This is a genomic window from Streptomyces sp. NBC_00631, from assembly GCF_045206895.1.
GTDB lineage: Bacteria > Actinomycetota > Actinomycetes > Streptomycetales > Streptomycetaceae > Streptomyces.
Map to the genome: position 1 here is coordinate 5,931,648 of NZ_CP107734.1, position 15,672 is coordinate 5,947,319.

Below are 15,672 nucleotides of genomic sequence, written 5' to 3' on the forward strand. Positions count from 1 at the left end.
GTGTTGAACCCCCTATCGCAAGAAGGTTCCCCCGCGCCATGCGCACCAGGCTCGATGTCATCTCCCTCACCGCCGTGGTGGTGACGGTCGGCGCGTTCTCCGCGACCGCGCCGCTCACCGCGTTCGCCACCGGCTCCGCGCTCGCGCTGGTGCTGGGCCGCAACGCGCTGGGGCTCCTGACGCTCGGACCGGTGGTCGCGCTGATCCGCCGGCGCGAGTTCAGGAAGGTCTTCCGCAGCGAGCGTTTTCTCGTACGCAAGGAGCAACGCCGAGGTGCTCTCCTGGGCGCTCTCGCCGGTACGGCGCTGGCCGCGCACTTCGCCACGTTCATGTCCAGCACCCGGATGACGAGTGTCGCCATGGCGACCGCCCTGGTCGCCACCCAGCCCGTCTGGCAGGCCCTCATCTCGACGTTCCAGGGCCACCGGCTGCCGCGCGCGACCTGGGCCGGCCTCGGCGTCTCCGTGGCCGGCGCGGCGATCGCCGGCGGTATGGACGGGCGGGCACCGAAGCGCTTCTTCCTCGGCAAGTCCTTCACTGACGTCGCCGCCCTCTACGAGGAGCGTCTGAGCACCTGGCGCCGGTGGCAGCCGGTCTCCCTGGCCGCGTTCGGTTGAGTGGCGGCGCCGGGTGCCGGTGGTGGGCGGTCATGCGGGCGAGGGCCTGCTCGGCGCCTCCGGGGGCGAAGGCAATTGAGTGCTTGCACCGGGAAGAGTCGGCGCCGGGGCGTGGCTGCTGGGCTTATTTGCCCGAGCCGACGTGGTAGCCGACGGGGTCGACGACGACGTCCGGAACGCTGCTGCTGGCGGCGGTGACGGTGATGCTCAGACCGTTGAGGTTCACGATCTCCGAGACCTTCTCGTTGGGCGGGGTGACGGAGAGCCGGGTGTAGGTCTTGCCGGAGCCGCTGGTGTCCGGGCTGTACTGCAGCAGGAAGCGGGTCTCCTCGCCGGGCCCGATGGTGACGGTGGACGCCGAGGCGTCGGCGCGGGCGGCGTCGGGGCCGGTGTCGCCCAGTCCGTCGGGGCCCACGAGTTGGACGCCCGGGAAGCCGTGCGTGCTGCACTTGCTGGAACCGGTGTTCTTCAGGTTGACGACTATCTCGTTCTTGGTCCCGGTGGAGGAGGCGCTGAGGGCGAGATTGTCGGTCTTGCACATGGAGCCCGACGTCGAGGACTGGGTCTTGGCGGAGAGTGCGCTGCCCTTGCTGGAGCCGCTGGAGCCGCTGGAGCCGCTGGAGCCGCTGGAGCCGCTGGAGCCGGACGAGGAGGACGAGGAGGAACCCGAGGTCGAGCCCTGGCCGCCGGTGGAGGTGCCGCCGGTGGTGGAGCTGCTCGTGCCGGTGGAGCTGCTCGCGGCGGTGGACGCGCTGGTGTTGGCGGAACCGCTCGATCCGTCGCTGCTGCTGCATGCGCTCAGTGAGAGGGCGGCGGCAGCGACGACGAGGGCGAGGGCGGGCATCTTCTTGACGCGCATCGATACTCCTGGGAAGCGGTGTGGTATCGGTCGCTCGCTCCGGCTGAGCGGCCACGGTTGTTTCATAGGAGGCCGATACCGGGGCATGCGTTGCCGTAGGAGTTGCACCAAGACCCCGCTGTGACAGGCGAGTTGATGCGCCGTTACGGGGAAGCGGAGAAACGCGGACAGAACGTGCCCATGGCGACGGGTGCCGGGACCCGAGGGCACACGTGGTGATTCGTCGGGCAGGGTGGTCAGTACCGCGGGGCGACGTCGTGTCCACCCCTCGGCAGAGACGTCAGGACCAGTGCCACACCTGGTTGACGCTGCCCGCGCATCCCCAGCCCTGTACCTGCTGACCGTCCTGCCCGGAGGTGGAGGCTTCCGCGTCCAGACAGAGGCCGTCCGGGACGCTGACCAGCGTTCCGCCGCCGCCCAGCCGCCACGTCTGGGCGCTCAGCCCGTCGCAGCTCGCGGCCTGTATCTCCTGGCCGTTCCGGCCGGTCGTGCCGGCGTCGGCGTCCAGGCAGAGATGGCTGCCCCGATTGACCACGCGGTACCGGGAGTCCTGGCCGGACACGCGGTACAGGGCCCACTTCTGGGCGTCCGTGCCGTTGCACCCCCACACCTGGACGTCCGAGCCGCGGTTGTCGAGACACCGGGCGACCGAGATGGCGTTGACACTCTCGGTCACCGTGACCGAGCCGGCCCGGACGGTTCCGCGGGGCAGGGCGTACAGGAGCTTCTTGGTCTGGGCGTCGACCTTGCCGTCGGCGGTGAGGCCGGCCTCGGTCTGGAAGGCCCTGACCGCGGCGACGGTCGCGGCGTCGAAGTCCCCGCTGACCGGGACGTAGAGGCCGTGGCCGTCGAGGAGGAGTTGCAGGGCCTTGACGCAGGCGCCGGTGGCTCCCGACGCGAGCTCGGCGGGGCACGCGGCGGTGCGGAGGTCCGGTGTGCCGGAACCCTGAGCCTGCGTGGTGGGGTCCTTCGTCGCTGCCGCACTCGGCGACTCTTTCGCCGCCTGGTCCGCCTGCGACGGGGAGGACGCCGACGCCTTCTGCGCACTGCTGGGCGTGGCGGCCGGGTCGGCCGTCGCGGTCGCCGGCGTGTCCGGCCCGGGGGCGGCGGTCGCGGAGGAGTGGCTCTGCGGCAACAGCGCCACGGTGACGGCCGCGGCGACCGCGACACATACCGTGGCGGCTGCGCCCACGATCAGCTTCCTGCGCCTTCTGGGAGCGGGGGTGGCAGGGGAGTCGGAGGCGACGGAGCCGGCGGGAGGGTCCGCGGGTGGCGCGGGGGCGGCGGTGGGTCGTCCACCGAGGAGCGGTGCCTTTTTCGGCGCGGACCGTGACGGCCGCCCGGTCGGCGCGGGCAACTGGTGTCCGATGGCCGTCCGGAACACGGTCTCCGGTGACGGGCGCGATTCGGGTTCCTTGTCCAGGCAGGTGCGGATGAACGCGGCCAGTTCCGTGTCGACGGCCGCGACCTTGTCGAGGACTTCCTCCTTCGGCGGTTCGAAGGCGACCCGGTGCAGGACGTCGACACCCGTGCCGTCGCCGAACGGTGCCTGCCCCGTGACGGCGTAGGCGAGGGCGGAGCCCAGCGCGAAGATGTCGGAGGCAGCGGTCACCTCCTTGCCCCTGACCTGCTCGGGGGACATGAAGGCGGGCGTTCCCACGTTCTGGCCCGTGACGGTGATCGAGGTGCCGTCGGTGGCCTGGACGACACCGAAGTCGATGACGCGGGCGCCGTCGGACGCCAGGATCACATTGGACGGCTTGAGGTCACGGTGGACGATCCCCGCGCGCCAGATGGCCTCGACCGCACGCCCCAGGTCGGCCAGCAGCCGCCAGGCGGCCGGCGCGTCGACCGGCCCCCGCGCGTCGACGAGTTCCGCGAGTGTCGGCCCGGGTACGTACTCGGTGGCCACCCACACCAGGTCCTCGTCGCAGCCGCTGCCCAGCAGCCGCACGATGTGCGCCCCCTGGACGCGGTCGAGCGCGCCGACCTCCCGCTCGAAACGCTTCCGGAACTGGGGGTCCTCCGCGTATTCGGGCCGGATCACCTTGACCGCCGCAAGGCCCGACCCGCCGGTCGTGTCCTGGCCCAGATAGACCCGGCCCATCCCCCCGCTGCCGAGCACCGACACCAGCACATACGGGCCGACCCGAGTGGGGTCGGTCTTCTTGAGCGGGCGCGGAGGCGGGGGCTCCATGCCGGCCGCCTCGTAGGCGAGCGCGCTGGACCGGCTGTGGTGGGGGACAGACATGGGAATCCCGGTCTCTCGCGTGACATGTGCGACGTGCGCGACTGACGTCGGTCAGCGGGGAGACTATCGCAACATCATTTCGATAAAGGCGAGTTGGTGTTCGATTCGACCGGGTCCCGCGTCGCCTGGCAGGGATGTACACCATCTCGCCTGCGCCGGCGCGGTAGTACGTCGTCTCGGGGAAGCCGAAGAGCAGCAAGTGACCGTCGACCGGCAGCGGAAGGACCGTCACCTCCTGGGCGGGGCTGCGCAGTCGAGGGTGGCGAGCACGGGGTACCAGAGGTCGGGGACATCGACGGGCAGCATCAACGACCGCTGAACCGGCCGACGACCGGCCCCTGCCCACGCGTGACGAGTGTCCCGGACGGACGTGCGGTGGCTGTCCACCGTTCGATGTCCTGGGGTGCTATGCCGCGCCTCAGTGCTTCCTCACGGAACGGCGTGAGTTCGGCCGAACAGGCCAGGAGTCATGGGCGAAACATATGCCCGAGGGCCACCCGCCACCGCGGGCCGGCCCGGCAACGGGGTGCGGTCGTCTCACCCGCCCGCGGGAATCGCCATGTGGCCTTCGCCTGCCTCCCAGGGTCCCGGCGCGCGCTCGTCGGCGTCCCGGACCGTCGTGGCAGGTCACAGCGCTGCGAGCGGAAACACTCAACGGCAGTACTGCACCCCCGGGAACCAATATCTGTGGTCGCGACATAAGAAATCGGCGCGGCGCATGATTAATATTCCTGTGACCACAGGCGGCACAGAATTATCTGCCGCGCAGGGCCGAAGTCGACGTGCTACTGTCGTCATCAGTTGCAGGTGTGGTTGCCAGAAGGTTTTTCCGACGGCTGATCATCACGGCGACACGGAATGCACACAGTATTCCTGACACCGTCTCCGAAGGAGAAACAAAATGGCTACTGGCACTGTGAAGTGGTTCAACGCGGAAAAGGGCTTCGGCTTCATCGAGCAGGACGGCGGCGGCCCGGACGTCTTCGCCCACTACTCGAACATCGCCGCCCAGGGTTTCCGCGAGCTGCAGGAAGGCCAGAAGGTGTCGTTCGACATCGCGCAGGGCCAGAAGGGCCCGACGGCCGAGAACATCGTTCCCGCCTGACACGCCGGCACTGACACATACTCCGCAGCTGGGGCCCGCACCATGGGGTGCGGGCCCCAGCTCGCTTTCTTTCCAGGGTGATTCGACCCCGCTGACGGCCCGTTCTCGCGATTCTCTGCGCGGCTCATTCTGCTGCGGAAATTCCTTGATACGTGCCCGCATCAAGGAAGGTTCCTCATGAACCGCACACGTGCCACTGGTGCACGCGCCAATCGCGCATACGACCGCTTCGGAGGAAGTGCCGCGGCGGGCCGCCCCGGCGTTCCGCGCCGCTCTGGCGGACGCGGCAACCGACAGCCCGCGCAGGGCGAGTTCGCGCTGCCCAGGACGGCTACGCCCGCGTTGCCCGCCGTCGAGTCGTTCGCCGGTCTCGCCATGCCGGCGCCGCTGCTGACCACGCTCCGCCAAGAAGGGCTGACCGTACCGTTTCCGATCCAGGCGGCGACTCTGCCGAACTCCCTGGCCGGCCGTGACGTACTCGGTCGTGGGCGCACCGGTTCGGGCAAGACCCTCGCCTTCGGCCTCGCGGTACTGGCCCGCACGGCCGGCAGGCGAGCCGAGCCGCGCCGGCCCCTGGCCCTGATCCTCGTCCCCACCCGTGAGCTGGCCCAGCAGGTCGCCGACGCGCTCGCTCCCTACGCCCGGTCCGTGAACCTGCGGCTCGCCACCGTCGTCGGCGGGATGTCCATCGGCAGGCAGGCCGGTGCGCTGCGCGCCGGCGCGGAGGTGGTCGTCGCGACACCCGGCCGGCTCAAGGACCTCATCGACCGGGGCGACTGCCGGCTCGCCGACGTCGGCATCACGGTTCTCGACGAGGCCGACCAGATGACCGACATGGGCTTCATGCCCCAGGTCACCGCCCTGCTCGACCAGGTGCGTCCCGAGGGTCAGCGGATGCTGTTCTCAGCCACCCTGGACCGCAACGTCGATCTGCTGGTCCGCCGCTACCTGACCGACCCGGTGGTTCACTCCGTCGACCCGTCGGCCGGTGCCGTCACCACGATGGAGCACCACGTACTCCACGTGCACGACGCGGACAAGCACCGCACGACCACTGAGATCGCGGCCCGGGAGGGCCGCGTCATCATGTTCCTGGACACCAAGCACGCGGTGGACCGGCTGACCGAGCACCTGCTGAACAGCGGTGTCCGCGCCGCGGCCCTGCATGGCGGCCGGTCCCAGCCGCAGCGCACCCGGACCCTGGCACAGTTCAAGGACGGTCACGTCACCGTCCTGGTGGCCACCAACGTCGCGGCCCGCGGCATCCACGTCGACAGCCTCGACCTGGTCGTCAACGTGGATCCGCCCAGCGACCAGAAGGACTACCTGCACCGCGGCGGCCGCACGGCCCGCGCCGGGGAGTCCGGCAGCGTCGTCACCCTGGTGACCCCCGGCCAGCGCCGCGGCATGGCCCGGCTGATGGCCTCGGCCGGCATCACCCCGCACATCACCCCGGTCCGCTCGGGGGAGGCGGAGCTGAGCCGCATCACGGGTGCCCAGGCGCCCTCCGGCGTCCCGGTGGTCATCACCGCGCCTGTCGTGGAACGCCCCCGCCGTGCGTCTTCGCCGTCCCGGGACCGCCGGGCCCGCACCGGCCAGGGCCGACCCGTCGGCGCGGGGGTGCGCCGCAGGCCGCAGCGGCGGCCCGCCAACGACTCGGCTGCTTAGGCCGGCGCCGTCCCGGCAGCCGTAGTGAGCTGCCGGGGCCGCAAGGGCCGCCGAGCCGACCACCAGCCCGCTCCGAAGGAGACACCCTTGACGCCAGTGCGGACGCAGTACCGCATGCCGGACCCCGCCCCGGTGACCGTGGTCGACGACATCGAAGGGCAGGGGCCTCGGGTTGGTGACGACATGACCGTCGAGGTGGCTCTGGCCGTCATGGCGGGTGCTCGTGTCCAGTACCTGACCGTGTGCGACGCGGACGACCAGAGCACGGGTCTGATCACCCTGGTCCGGCTCGCCGTTCTTCGCGACAGCGCCACGTACACGGACCGGATCCGGCTGCGGGACGTCCTCGACGGATCGCTGTCCTCGCCCCGTGACCGCCCCGGTGGCGTTGGTGAGTACGGCCGGGTTCCGGGCATCCTCACCCTCTCGCGCTGATCCGCCTCACCCCCGGGCGGCGCGCTCTCCCGCGGCTTCTCCCCTGCGGGGCATCATGCGCCGTGTCGCCGCCCGGTATCCGTGCATCCTGCCCAGGGCGGGATTGCCGGCCGCGATGAAGAGCGTCGGGTCCGAACTCGTCCACGGGTGGGTCCGTGACCGTCGGCCGCCGCCGCTGCCCTGTCGACCAGGTGGGCCAGGGCATTACGCGGCAGGACCGCAGTGACCTCACCGTCGGCGAAGTCCCGGACCATGACGCGCCGCGCTGCTCCAGGTCGCTCGGCACTGCCCGGCGGCCCCACCGCTGTGTCGCCCGTCCGCTCGGAGACCGCCGGCCGGGCGACCGGCCGGAGACAGCGGCTCACTGGTCGAAGTAGCTGAGATCGCCTACGGTCCAAGCGCTGACGTCCTTGATCGCGACTCGGTACATGCCGCCCGTCTCCGGGATGCCCACGTTTCCCTGCAGGATCCGGGCGAGATGAAAGTGCAGATGCGTGGGTGCGGCGTCGCTACCGGGCCCGTTCCCTCGCGAGCCGCGGGCGAAGACATCCGAGAACGGGCCGAGACGGTCCGAGTCCTTCAGGACCTCCGCCACCCGCTCCCGCCATACGGCCTCAGGAGCCAGCCGGCCGGTGATGACGGCACCGCCGACGACCACGGTCAGTGACATCTGATTGCTTGGCTCGGACTCCACTGCGGCAGAGATGGCGACGAGCAGCTCATCAGGGTTCGACATGACATCAGAGTTTATTCGGCCCCCCGTCTCCGAACCGCCCGCGGGGCGTGAAGCGGCTGCGCGGGCGACAGGAGACGGACCCCGGCCAACCGGTGAGGGCAGACCGCGGCAAGACTACCCCTCCGCCAGAAGGAGTAAAGCTACTTCTGTAAGAGTAGATTTTGGTTCCCGGCATGGGTACGCTTCCTCTCGTAGACACGGTCCAACGAGACCTGCCAGACACGAACTGGCGGGTGACTGAGTACCAGGTAATGGTTGGTTCGGAGAGGAACGGAGGAGCAGACGCCATCAGGATCGCCCGGCCCGAGAGGCACTCGGACCGGGTACCGCAAGACCCCGGAATGGATGGTGGTCCCCGGTCACGCAGCTGCGATCCCCCGCTCCGCCCTGCCGGGCCGGTTGGCGGAAAACAGGTCGGCACAGCAGTAGGGCCGACAGATGGTGTTGAATTCCCTTCGGGGCCCTGGTGCCGTACGGCACCAGGGCCCCTCGACGCGTTGCACAGCGAGGTGACATGACATCGGACAACCCCCTCAATGATCGTCTGGACGACGACGACTATCCCGCGTACACGATGGGCCGGGCCGCCGAGATGCTCGGCACCACCCCAGCCTTCCTCCGGGCCCTCGGCGAGGCTCGTCTGATCACCCCGCTCCGCTCGGAGGGAGGCCACCGCCGCTACTCCCGGTACCAGCTGCGGATCGCTGCTCGTGCCCGCGAACTCGTCGACAAGGGGACCCCGATCGAGGCCGCGTGCCGCATCGTCATCCTTGAGGACCAGCTTGAGGAAGCGCAGCGCATCAACTCCGAGTACCGCCGCGCTGCCAGCGAATCGGCGAGCAGTCCCGGATCCGGCTGAAACACGCGGACGCGAGCCGTATCCGGAACGCCCTCGGAGTGCACACCGACCCGCATCGCCGCGAAGAGGCCCCCCACCAGATCCGCCGCACCAACCGGTGTCTGTTCTCTGCGCGTCGACGACGTCGGACACCGGAGTGCCGAGCAAGCGCGCAGGCCATTCGCGTGGGTGGGGACGCACGCCGCCGGTAGGGCCGTGCGCTCGCCAAGGTCCACTGGGCCGGTCGGCGGAGGCAGCGGCGCCGAGCGCTTTCCCGTGGGCCCCGTGTCGCCGGGAATCCGCGTGAGCCGGCGGCCCGGACGGGCCGCACTCGCAGCGAGCGCTACGCATACCACTCGCGTGAGCGCCCCCGACGCCGACGGCTCCGGGACCTGAAAAATGCCTGTCACATGTCGGGCCTCGTCGCCGGGCCGCCGGGTGTGGGGCTCATACCGTGTGGTGCCGAGCGACGATGCGGGTGACCGTGACGGTGACGGTGACCGCTTCCGTGGCGCCGTGTGCGGCGAGGTGGGAGACGACAGCGGCCTGTACCTGGTCGTGGACGTTCCGGGCGGTGTCCAATGCTCTGTGTCCTTCGGTCAGGATGCAGCGCACCTCGACGTGCCACCCCGAGCCGTCCGGCGCCCGGTCGGTGCGAACGCCTGCCTCGGGCGGGGTGCGTGCGGCTGTCGTCCCTGGTCGCCTGGGCAAGGCGGCTGCCGCGAGGCGGTGGGCGAGGCGGGGTTGCAGGCCGGCCACGCCGGGAACCGCGAGGGCGGCCTCGGCCGCGATGCCGAGGGGAGGGGGCGTGCTGGTGGCCGCCATCACGTACCACCGCCTGTGCTGTGCCCGGAGCCCACAGGGCCGAGGGGCAGGGACGGCTCCAGTACGTCGACCACGATGATGTCGACGGCCGTCACGGCCAACCCCAGGGCGTGTCCGGCGGCGTGGACGATCGCTCGGCGAACCTGATCGACCCTCTCGGGCAGCGGACGGTCGAGGTCGACGGCCAGGGTCATGGTCACCTCCACGCCGCTGCCCTCACCTGCGCATACGATCCGACAGGCTGCGGCTCTCGCACCGGGGACCGTGTCCGCAGCCTGTCGCAGCACCTTCGCCGCGGCGCTCTCGGCGATCTGCAGATCCAGCTCCGTTTCGGCCAGTGGCAGCAACCGTCCGAGCCGGACCTCGGCCCTGACGATGCGCATGACGCGGTCGGCGAGCGCCTGCAGGCCGGGAGGGTCCTTGGCACGCAGCGCCGACGTCGCCGCGTTCAACGTGGCCAGTCCCTCGACGGCCTCGCGGCACTGCGGACATGACACGGTGTGCGGATCCGCAGCCGGTGTGGCGTCCTGTGCCTGTTCCCAGACCTGGCTGAGCAGGCGGCCGCAGGTCAGTACCTCGTCCCCTGCGAGCGCGAGCGGGGCCGCCTCATCGAGGGCCGGGTCGTCGGGAGGCTCAGCGTCTCCGGGCGGTTCGGGAGGCTGCGCGTGCGGGTCGTCTAGCGCCATGGGGCCATCGCCTCCTTCAGCGACCGGCGTGCCCTGAACAGTCTGCCGCGCACCGTCTGCTCACTGGCACGCGTCACGTGCGCGATCTCCTTGTAGGACAGGCCCTGCAGCTCCCGCAGGATCCAGCAGACACGCTGTTCGGCGTCCAGCTCGCCGAGCGCGCACGCCAGGGCGGCCGCGGCCGCGTCCTGCTCAGCGGCTCGGGCGGGCGAGCTCCGCCCGTCGCCCGTCGCGGGTTCGGCGACGGCGTCCAGCGGGAGGGGCGGCAGACGGCGGCGGCGTGTGTTCAGGCAACGGTTGACCGTGATCCGGTACATCCACGTGCGGAACTCCGCGCCGTGGCGGTATTCCGGCAGTCGCCGCCAGGCACTGACGAAGGCGTCCTGAACGGCCTCCTCGGCGTCCTGGGCGTTGCCGAGCAGGTGGCAGGCCAGGGCGAGGAGGGGACGGCTGTGCCGCTGGACCAGAACAGCGAAGGAGTCCTCGTCCCCCTCGGCGGCCCGCACGGCAAGCAGCCCGTCCGGCAGGTCGCGTCCCAGTAGTGAAGAACCCTTCCATTCGCTCATGCCACTCCTGCTCACGGCTCACTACGAGCGCGTACCCGCCTCCATGAATGTGATGCACCTCACATGGGATTCGCGTGAGAAACCGAATGTCCGATATGTCCAACCTTCCGGCGGGCATCACACCGGTGCCCGAGTGACCGACCGATCGAGGCGACCGTCATGACGGACATCAGCACCAGCGCCGGCGGAGACACTCGGCCCGGTGGAGGCGAGACCGCCCTGAAGGGCCGTACCGGCGGCGCCGGGGCTTTGGCAGGGACAAGGGGGAAGACCACCATCGCGGACAGTGTGGTGGCCAAGATCGCGGGCATGGCCGCCCGCGAGGTACCGGGCATCCACAACCTCGGCGCGGGGATGGCCCGCGCCATCGGCGCCATGCGGGAACGTGTCCCCGGCGCGGGCGGCGGCGTCACCCGCGGGGTGAAGGTGGAGGTGGGGGAGAGCCAGGCCGCCGTGGACCTGGACGTCGTCGTCGAGTACGGCGTGTCGATCGTCGATGTCGCCGGCGACGTGCGCACCGACGTGATCAGCGCCGTGGAGCGGATGACCGGACTGGAGGTCGTCGAGGTGAACATCGCCGTCGACGACGTCCACCTCCCCGACGAGGAGGAGGAACCGGAGGACGGCCGCGTGAGGTGACCCACCATGATCCGCCGCCGCGTACTGGCGCGAACGGTGTCATTCGGATGGCGCTCGCGAGATGGGTGAGTGAGTGATGAACACAGCGACTACGGGCCTCGGGGCCGGCATGGCCCTGGGCTTCGCCGGTTACTTCGGCGGTTTCTGGGCCTTCCTGCTGGTTCTCGTCCTGGGCGCGGCGGGTCTGGTCGTCGGCCTCGTCCTGCAGGGCGACCTCGACCTCCGTGCACGGAGGCAGCGGTGAATGCCCGGCCCGGCTCCGTCGGCCCTCCCGACGCCGGGCCCGGCCCACCGGCGCGGGCCGTAGGGCTGCCGCCCCCGGCCGAGCGAGGCGCCACCGTCATTCCCGACAAGGTGGTCGCCCGTATAGCAGCTCAGGCCGCGCGTACGGCTCAGTCCCGGCGGGCCGCCCTACCGTCCGACCGGAGCGGATCGGCAGCGCCCAGCGCCTCTGCCGCCACCCACACCGGATCGGTGCGCCTGCACCTGACCCTGGACCTGCCCTATCCCACCGACATCCCCCACGTCTGCGAGCGGATTCAGCGCGACGTCGCCGAGCGGGTGGCTCAGCTGACCGGCCTGCACGTGGGAGAAGTCTCCCTCACCGTCCGTCGGCTGGTGACCGTCCCCGGCGCGAACCGGGGACGCGTCCGGTGAGCCGCCGCGCTCGGCCGCCCGGCATGCCGCACATGAAGGAGGACCGGAATGACACCCGACCCGAGCCCTCCCGTCCCAAGCCCCGAACGGTTCGCGCACCGTGACCCGGGGCCGCCGAAGGAGCCGACCGAGCCCCCACCGCCCGAACGCGGCGCGCTCCCGCCGGGCACCGCAGCGGCCGGCCACAAACGGGGGCACACCACCCACCGCCCGTGGTCCGCGCGCCGCCTTCCGGCCGCGCTCGTCGCCGCGGTGATTCTCGCGGCGGCAGGCGCGGCGCTGGTCGATGTCGTCGCCGTACGAGCGGGACGCCAGGCAGCAGCTTGGCGAAGGCAGCTGGCCGACGAACTCGCCACCCGTCCGGTGGGCGATGTGTGGATGCTCACCGGAGCCGCCGTGACGGCCGCCCTCGGCGTCTGGCTGATCGCCCTGGCGCTCACACCCGGCCTACGCCGCCGACTGCCGTTGCGCTCCCCGGCCGACTGTCCCCCGTCCCAGCTGCGGGCCTCACTGGACCGCGACGGCGCCGCCGCCCTGCTCCGCGACGCCGCCATGCGGGTCTCGGGCGTGAGCAGAGCACGTGTCCGGGTGCGCCGCCACCGCATCAAAGCCCGCGTGGACGTCCGCTTCCGCGATCCGCAGCAGGTGAAGGACGACCTCGTTACCGTCCTCAGCGAAGAACGCGGCAGGCTCGGCCTCTCCCGTCCCCCACGAATCGTTGTACGAGTGCGGCAACGCACCGTCTGACCGACACCCAGCCGGAGCCCACACCATGACGCCGCGATCCGTACTCAACCGCATTCTGCTGGCCCTCACCGGACTGGTACTGCTCGGCGGAGGCCTGCTGACCGTCGCCGCCGGGCTGGACCTCTACCGGCGCCAAGACCTGGCGCCACCCGCCGGCTGGCCCCTGACCACCCCGGACGACGTGCTGCTCAGCTCCGCGGACCGGGCCCGCTGGAGCAGCCAGGGCTGGTGGTGGTGGCCCGCGGTCATCGCCGGCCTCACCCTGATCACCGTCCTGGCCTTGTGGTGGCTGCTGGCCCAACTGCGCCGACGGCACCCCGGCGGGGTACCCGTCGGCGGTACGCCCCCGCAGGAGAGCGTCGAACTCCGCGACCGCGCACTCAGCGACGCGATCGCCACCGAGGCCGGCGCCCTGCCCGGCGTCCAGGAGGCGAACGTCCGCATCACGGGTCGCCCCGCCCACCCGCGCGCCCACATCGCCCTGACCCTCGCCCCTCGGGGAACACCCGACGCCGCCCTCAACGCCCTCTACCAAGGCCCGCTGCGCACCGCCCACCAGTCCACCGGCTCCCCGGCCATGCCCGCCGAGGCCCGCTTGCGCGTCGCCCGTCACCGACCCCACCGCGCGCTGTAGACCCGAGGCGACCGATGGGAGGCCCTCCCGGTGACCGGTCGGAACCGAACGGCGGCAGGCGCGAACGTCGGCTCGCTGGAACCGGGCCACGGCACCGTCACCCGTGTCACCGAGGAACCCGCCGCTCGGCGCGCCGCCGTCATCGAGGTGGCCCAGGGCACCCTGGAATGCGGCACCGTCGAGCATGCCGGACCCGGAGGCCGACGGTCCTCTTGCACGAACGCGGAAACATGACGGGGGAGGGGACCCGTCATCCTGACGGCTTGCCCGGTTCGGGCGCGGGGACCACGGCAGCGGGCATACGCTTCCGGAAAGGGGGACGTGCGCGTGAGCGCGCCGCTGCGGTCGTACCCGCACGTGCGAAGCGGCAACCGCGCTCGTTGCCGGCGCCGCCGTGCCAGGAGGTACGCCATGGACCATGAGCCATTGCCCTCCGCGGGCCACGCCGAGGTCCGCATCGTCGCAGCGACGCCGGAGGTCGCCCGTCGCGTCGCCGAAGTGCTCCGCCGCTGCTTCGCCTCGGCCGAGCAGCGCAGCTACCCCGCCGGCCGCGAAGGAGCGACCCGCCTCCATCTCACCATCGACACCGCGCACATCGCGGAGCCGGCACGCTCCTGGCTGACAACCAGCGAACCGTCATTCGAGGACCAGGCGCACGCGGACGAGGTGTGACCGGACAGGACGAGGTGTGACCGGACCGTACGAGCCGCGAAGCCCCGCCACCGCCTCCGCGCCCGCCGGGCACGTCCCGGAGAGGTGCAGCCATGACGACACTGCAGGTGGCTTTGTCATCGCCTCCAGTATGTGCCCGCGAACTGCGCCGGTGGCCGCCTCGCTCGCCGTCGGATCCCACTCCGGCAAGAGCTGAGCCTGCCGACCGGTCGGCAGGCAGAAGGGCGGGGTAGGGCGGTTCGGCTTCGTAGGCGGCCGCAACCCCCGTACCCTTCGGGGACCACGGCGTCAGATTGCGGGCGCCAGACACTGGAGGCAATACCTCGTGCTGATCGCTCAGCGTCCCTCGTTGACCGAAGAGGTCGTCGACGAGTTCCGCTCCCGGTTCGTGATCGAACCGCTGGAGCCGGGCTTCGGCTACACCCTCGGCAACTCGCTCCGCCGTACCCTCCTGTCCTCGATCCCCGGCGCGGCTGTCACGTCGATCCGGATCGACGGCGTCCTGCACGAGTTCACCACCGTGCCGGGCGTCAAGGAGGACATCACCGACCTGATCCTCAACATCAAGCAGCTGGTCGTCTCCTCGGAGCACGACGAGCCGGTGGTGATGTACCTGCGCAAGCAGGGCCCGGGTCTGGTCACCGCCGCCGACATCGCGCCGCCGGCCGGTGTCGAGGTGCACAACCCCGACCTCGTCCTCGCCACGCTCAACGGCAAGGGCAAGCTGGAGATGGAGCTGACGGTCGAGCGTGGCCGCGGTTACGTCTCCGCCGTGCAGAACAAGCAGGTGGGCCAGGAGATCGGCCGTATCCCGGTCGACTCCATCTACTCGCCGGTGCTCAAGGTCACGTACAAGGTCGAGGCGACCCGTGTCGAGCAGCGCACCGACTTCGACAAGCTGATCGTCGACGTCGAGACCAAGCAGGCCATGCGTCCGCGTGACGCCATGGCGTCGGCCGGCAAGACCCTGGTCGAGCTGTTCGGTCTGGCGCGTGAGCTCAACATCGACGCCGAGGGCATCGACATGGGCCCGTCCCCCACGGACGCCGCCCTGGCCGCCGACCTCGCGCTGCCGATCGAGGAGCTCGAGCTCACCGTCCGTTCCTACAACTGCCTCAAGCGCGAGGGCGTCCACTCGGTGGGCGAACTCCTGGCGCGTTCCGAGGCGGACCTCCTGGACATCCGCAACTTCGGTGCGAAGTCCATCGACGAGGTCAAGGCGAAGCTGGCCGGCATGGGCCTGGCCCTCAAGGACAGCCCGCCCGGATTCGACCCCACCGCCGCCGCCTTCGACGCGGACGACAGCGGGAGCACGGGTTTCATGGAGACCGAGCAGTACTGAACGCTGCGCCGGACCGGGTCGCGGGGGGCCAGAAGGCAGCGGAGTCGGCGATGAGCACCGCCGGCCGCCTCGCTCCCCGATGGCCCCCCGGGGTCCGTCAACCCCGCGGATCCGCCGTCGCACCCGTCATCAGGCCGTCGACCTCGGGGAACGGCGACCGCCTCGAAACCTCGGGAACACGAGGGCGACCGGGATGCGGGCCGAGGTCCCTTCGCGGAGCCGTCGGGCACACACCCCCCGCGCAGAGCGACGGCCGGCGTTCGGTGGTGGATGAGCCGGAGGAGCAGAAGTCGTGCGAGAGGGCAGAGCGGACACGACCGTCCGACGCCTCGCCCGCTCCACCCCGATCAGAGGTAGCCTGACCGTACCGAGAGCTTTTCGCGCAACGCGACCGG

At 70.9% G+C, this 15,672-nt stretch carries 18 protein-coding genes; 12 read left to right on the forward strand and 6 right to left on the reverse strand.

All coding sequences use genetic code 11. The features are described 5' to 3' along the window. Positions 1-38 precede the first annotated feature (38 nt). Positions 39-617, forward strand: coding sequence for a hypothetical protein (locus tag OHB00_RS27200; RefSeq protein WP_406438391.1), 579 nt, complete (start codon positions 39-41; stop codon positions 615-617). 124 nt (positions 618-741) lie between these two features. Here OHB00_RS27200 and OHB00_RS27205 read toward each other — a convergent pair whose 3' ends face one another. After that, positions 742-1,476 carry a DUF4232 domain-containing protein gene (locus OHB00_RS27205; RefSeq protein WP_406438392.1) on the reverse strand — a complete coding sequence of 245 codons (735 nt, stop codon included), beginning with the start codon at positions 1,474-1,476 and terminating at the stop codon, positions 742-744. 280 nt (positions 1,477-1,756) lie between these two features. Next, on the reverse strand, positions 1,757-3,727 hold the full coding sequence (locus OHB00_RS27210) for a protein kinase domain-containing protein (RefSeq protein WP_406438394.1): 1,971 nt from the start codon (positions 3,725-3,727) through the stop codon (positions 1,757-1,759). Between the two features lie 901 nt (positions 3,728-4,628). Here OHB00_RS27210 and OHB00_RS27215 point away from each other — a divergent pair. The 3 genes from OHB00_RS27215 to OHB00_RS27225 all read left to right on the forward strand — a co-directional run bounded on the left by OHB00_RS27215 (position 4,629) and on the right by OHB00_RS27225 (position 6,935). Further along, on the forward strand, positions 4,629-4,832 hold the full coding sequence (locus OHB00_RS27215) for a cold-shock protein (RefSeq protein ID WP_030939356.1): 204 nt from the start codon (positions 4,629-4,631) through the stop codon (positions 4,830-4,832). Positions 4,833-5,009: 177 nt separating this feature from the next. Then, positions 5,010-6,500: a DEAD/DEAH box helicase gene (locus OHB00_RS27220; RefSeq protein WP_406438396.1), complete on the forward strand. Its 1,491-nt coding sequence runs from the start codon at positions 5,010-5,012 to the stop codon at positions 6,498-6,500. An 87-nt stretch (positions 6,501-6,587) separates the two neighbouring features. Continuing rightward, the gene (locus OHB00_RS27225; RefSeq protein ID WP_406438398.1) at positions 6,588-6,935 is read left to right on the forward strand and encodes a CBS domain-containing protein; all 348 of its coding nucleotides are present in this window, start codon (positions 6,588-6,590) and stop codon (positions 6,933-6,935) included. Between the two features lie 361 nt (positions 6,936-7,296). Here the strand turns inward: OHB00_RS27225 and OHB00_RS27230 are convergent, their stop codons facing one another. Next, positions 7,297-7,671 carry a hypothetical protein gene (locus OHB00_RS27230; RefSeq protein ID WP_406438400.1) on the reverse strand — a complete coding sequence of 125 codons (375 nt, stop codon included), beginning with the start codon at positions 7,669-7,671 and terminating at the stop codon, positions 7,297-7,299. 514 nt (positions 7,672-8,185) lie between these two features. Between OHB00_RS27230 and OHB00_RS27235 the strand changes: the two genes are divergently transcribed. Then, positions 8,186-8,530 carry a helix-turn-helix domain-containing protein gene (locus OHB00_RS27235; protein WP_406438402.1) on the forward strand — a complete coding sequence of 115 codons (345 nt, stop codon included), beginning with the start codon at positions 8,186-8,188 and terminating at the stop codon, positions 8,528-8,530. 426 nt (positions 8,531-8,956) lie between these two features. On the opposite strand, the gene OHB00_RS27240 is transcribed toward OHB00_RS27235, so the two are convergent. From OHB00_RS27240 to OHB00_RS27250, 3 genes are read right to left on the reverse strand one after another with little or no spacing between them, the layout of a single operon-like run. Further along, complete coding sequence (locus OHB00_RS27240) at positions 8,957-9,334, reverse strand: hypothetical protein (protein ID WP_406438404.1); 378 nt, start codon at positions 9,332-9,334, stop codon at positions 8,957-8,959. Beyond that, a complete protein-coding gene (locus tag OHB00_RS27245; RefSeq protein WP_406438406.1) occupies positions 9,334-10,020 on the reverse strand; it encodes a hypothetical protein in 687 nt (228 codons plus the stop codon). Before OHB00_RS27245 ends, OHB00_RS27240 begins: the two co-directional genes overlap by 1 nt. Beyond that, positions 10,011-10,586 (reverse strand): RNA polymerase sigma factor, encoded by a 576-nt coding sequence (locus OHB00_RS27250; RefSeq protein ID WP_406438408.1) that lies wholly within the window; start codon positions 10,584-10,586, stop codon positions 10,011-10,013. The genes OHB00_RS27245 and OHB00_RS27250 overlap by 10 nt, the downstream gene beginning before the upstream one ends. Positions 10,587-10,745: 159 nt before the next feature. Here OHB00_RS27250 and OHB00_RS27255 point away from each other — a divergent pair, with 159 nt between their 5' ends. From OHB00_RS27255 to OHB00_RS27285, 7 genes are all read left to right on the forward strand, one after another. Further along, complete coding sequence (locus OHB00_RS27255; protein ID WP_406438410.1) at positions 10,746-11,225, forward strand: Asp23/Gls24 family envelope stress response protein; 480 nt, start codon at positions 10,746-10,748, stop codon at positions 11,223-11,225. A gap of 76 nt (positions 11,226-11,301) precedes the next feature. After that, positions 11,302-11,469, forward strand: coding sequence for a hypothetical protein (locus OHB00_RS27260; RefSeq protein ID WP_406438412.1), 168 nt, complete (start codon positions 11,302-11,304; stop codon positions 11,467-11,469). Beyond that, a complete protein-coding gene (locus OHB00_RS27265) occupies positions 11,466-11,882 on the forward strand; it encodes an Asp23/Gls24 family envelope stress response protein (protein WP_406438414.1) in 417 nt (138 codons plus the stop codon). Before OHB00_RS27260 ends, OHB00_RS27265 begins: the two co-directional genes overlap by 4 nt. A gap of 48 nt (positions 11,883-11,930) precedes the next feature. Beyond that, positions 11,931-12,629 carry a DUF6286 domain-containing protein gene (locus OHB00_RS27270; protein ID WP_406438415.1) on the forward strand — a complete coding sequence of 233 codons (699 nt, stop codon included), beginning with the start codon at positions 11,931-11,933 and terminating at the stop codon, positions 12,627-12,629. A gap of 25 nt (positions 12,630-12,654) precedes the next feature. Continuing rightward, the gene (locus OHB00_RS27275) at positions 12,655-13,263 is read left to right on the forward strand and encodes an alkaline shock response membrane anchor protein AmaP (RefSeq protein WP_406438417.1); all 609 of its coding nucleotides are present in this window, start codon (positions 12,655-12,657) and stop codon (positions 13,261-13,263) included. Between the two features lie 411 nt (positions 13,264-13,674). Then, positions 13,675-13,935, forward strand: a complete 261-nt coding sequence (locus OHB00_RS27280; RefSeq protein WP_406438419.1) for a hypothetical protein — start codon at positions 13,675-13,677, stop codon at positions 13,933-13,935. Between the two features lie 325 nt (positions 13,936-14,260). Next, on the forward strand, positions 14,261-15,277 hold the full coding sequence (locus OHB00_RS27285; protein WP_406438421.1) for a DNA-directed RNA polymerase subunit alpha: 1,017 nt from the start codon (positions 14,261-14,263) through the stop codon (positions 15,275-15,277). Positions 15,278-15,672 lie beyond the last annotated feature (395 nt).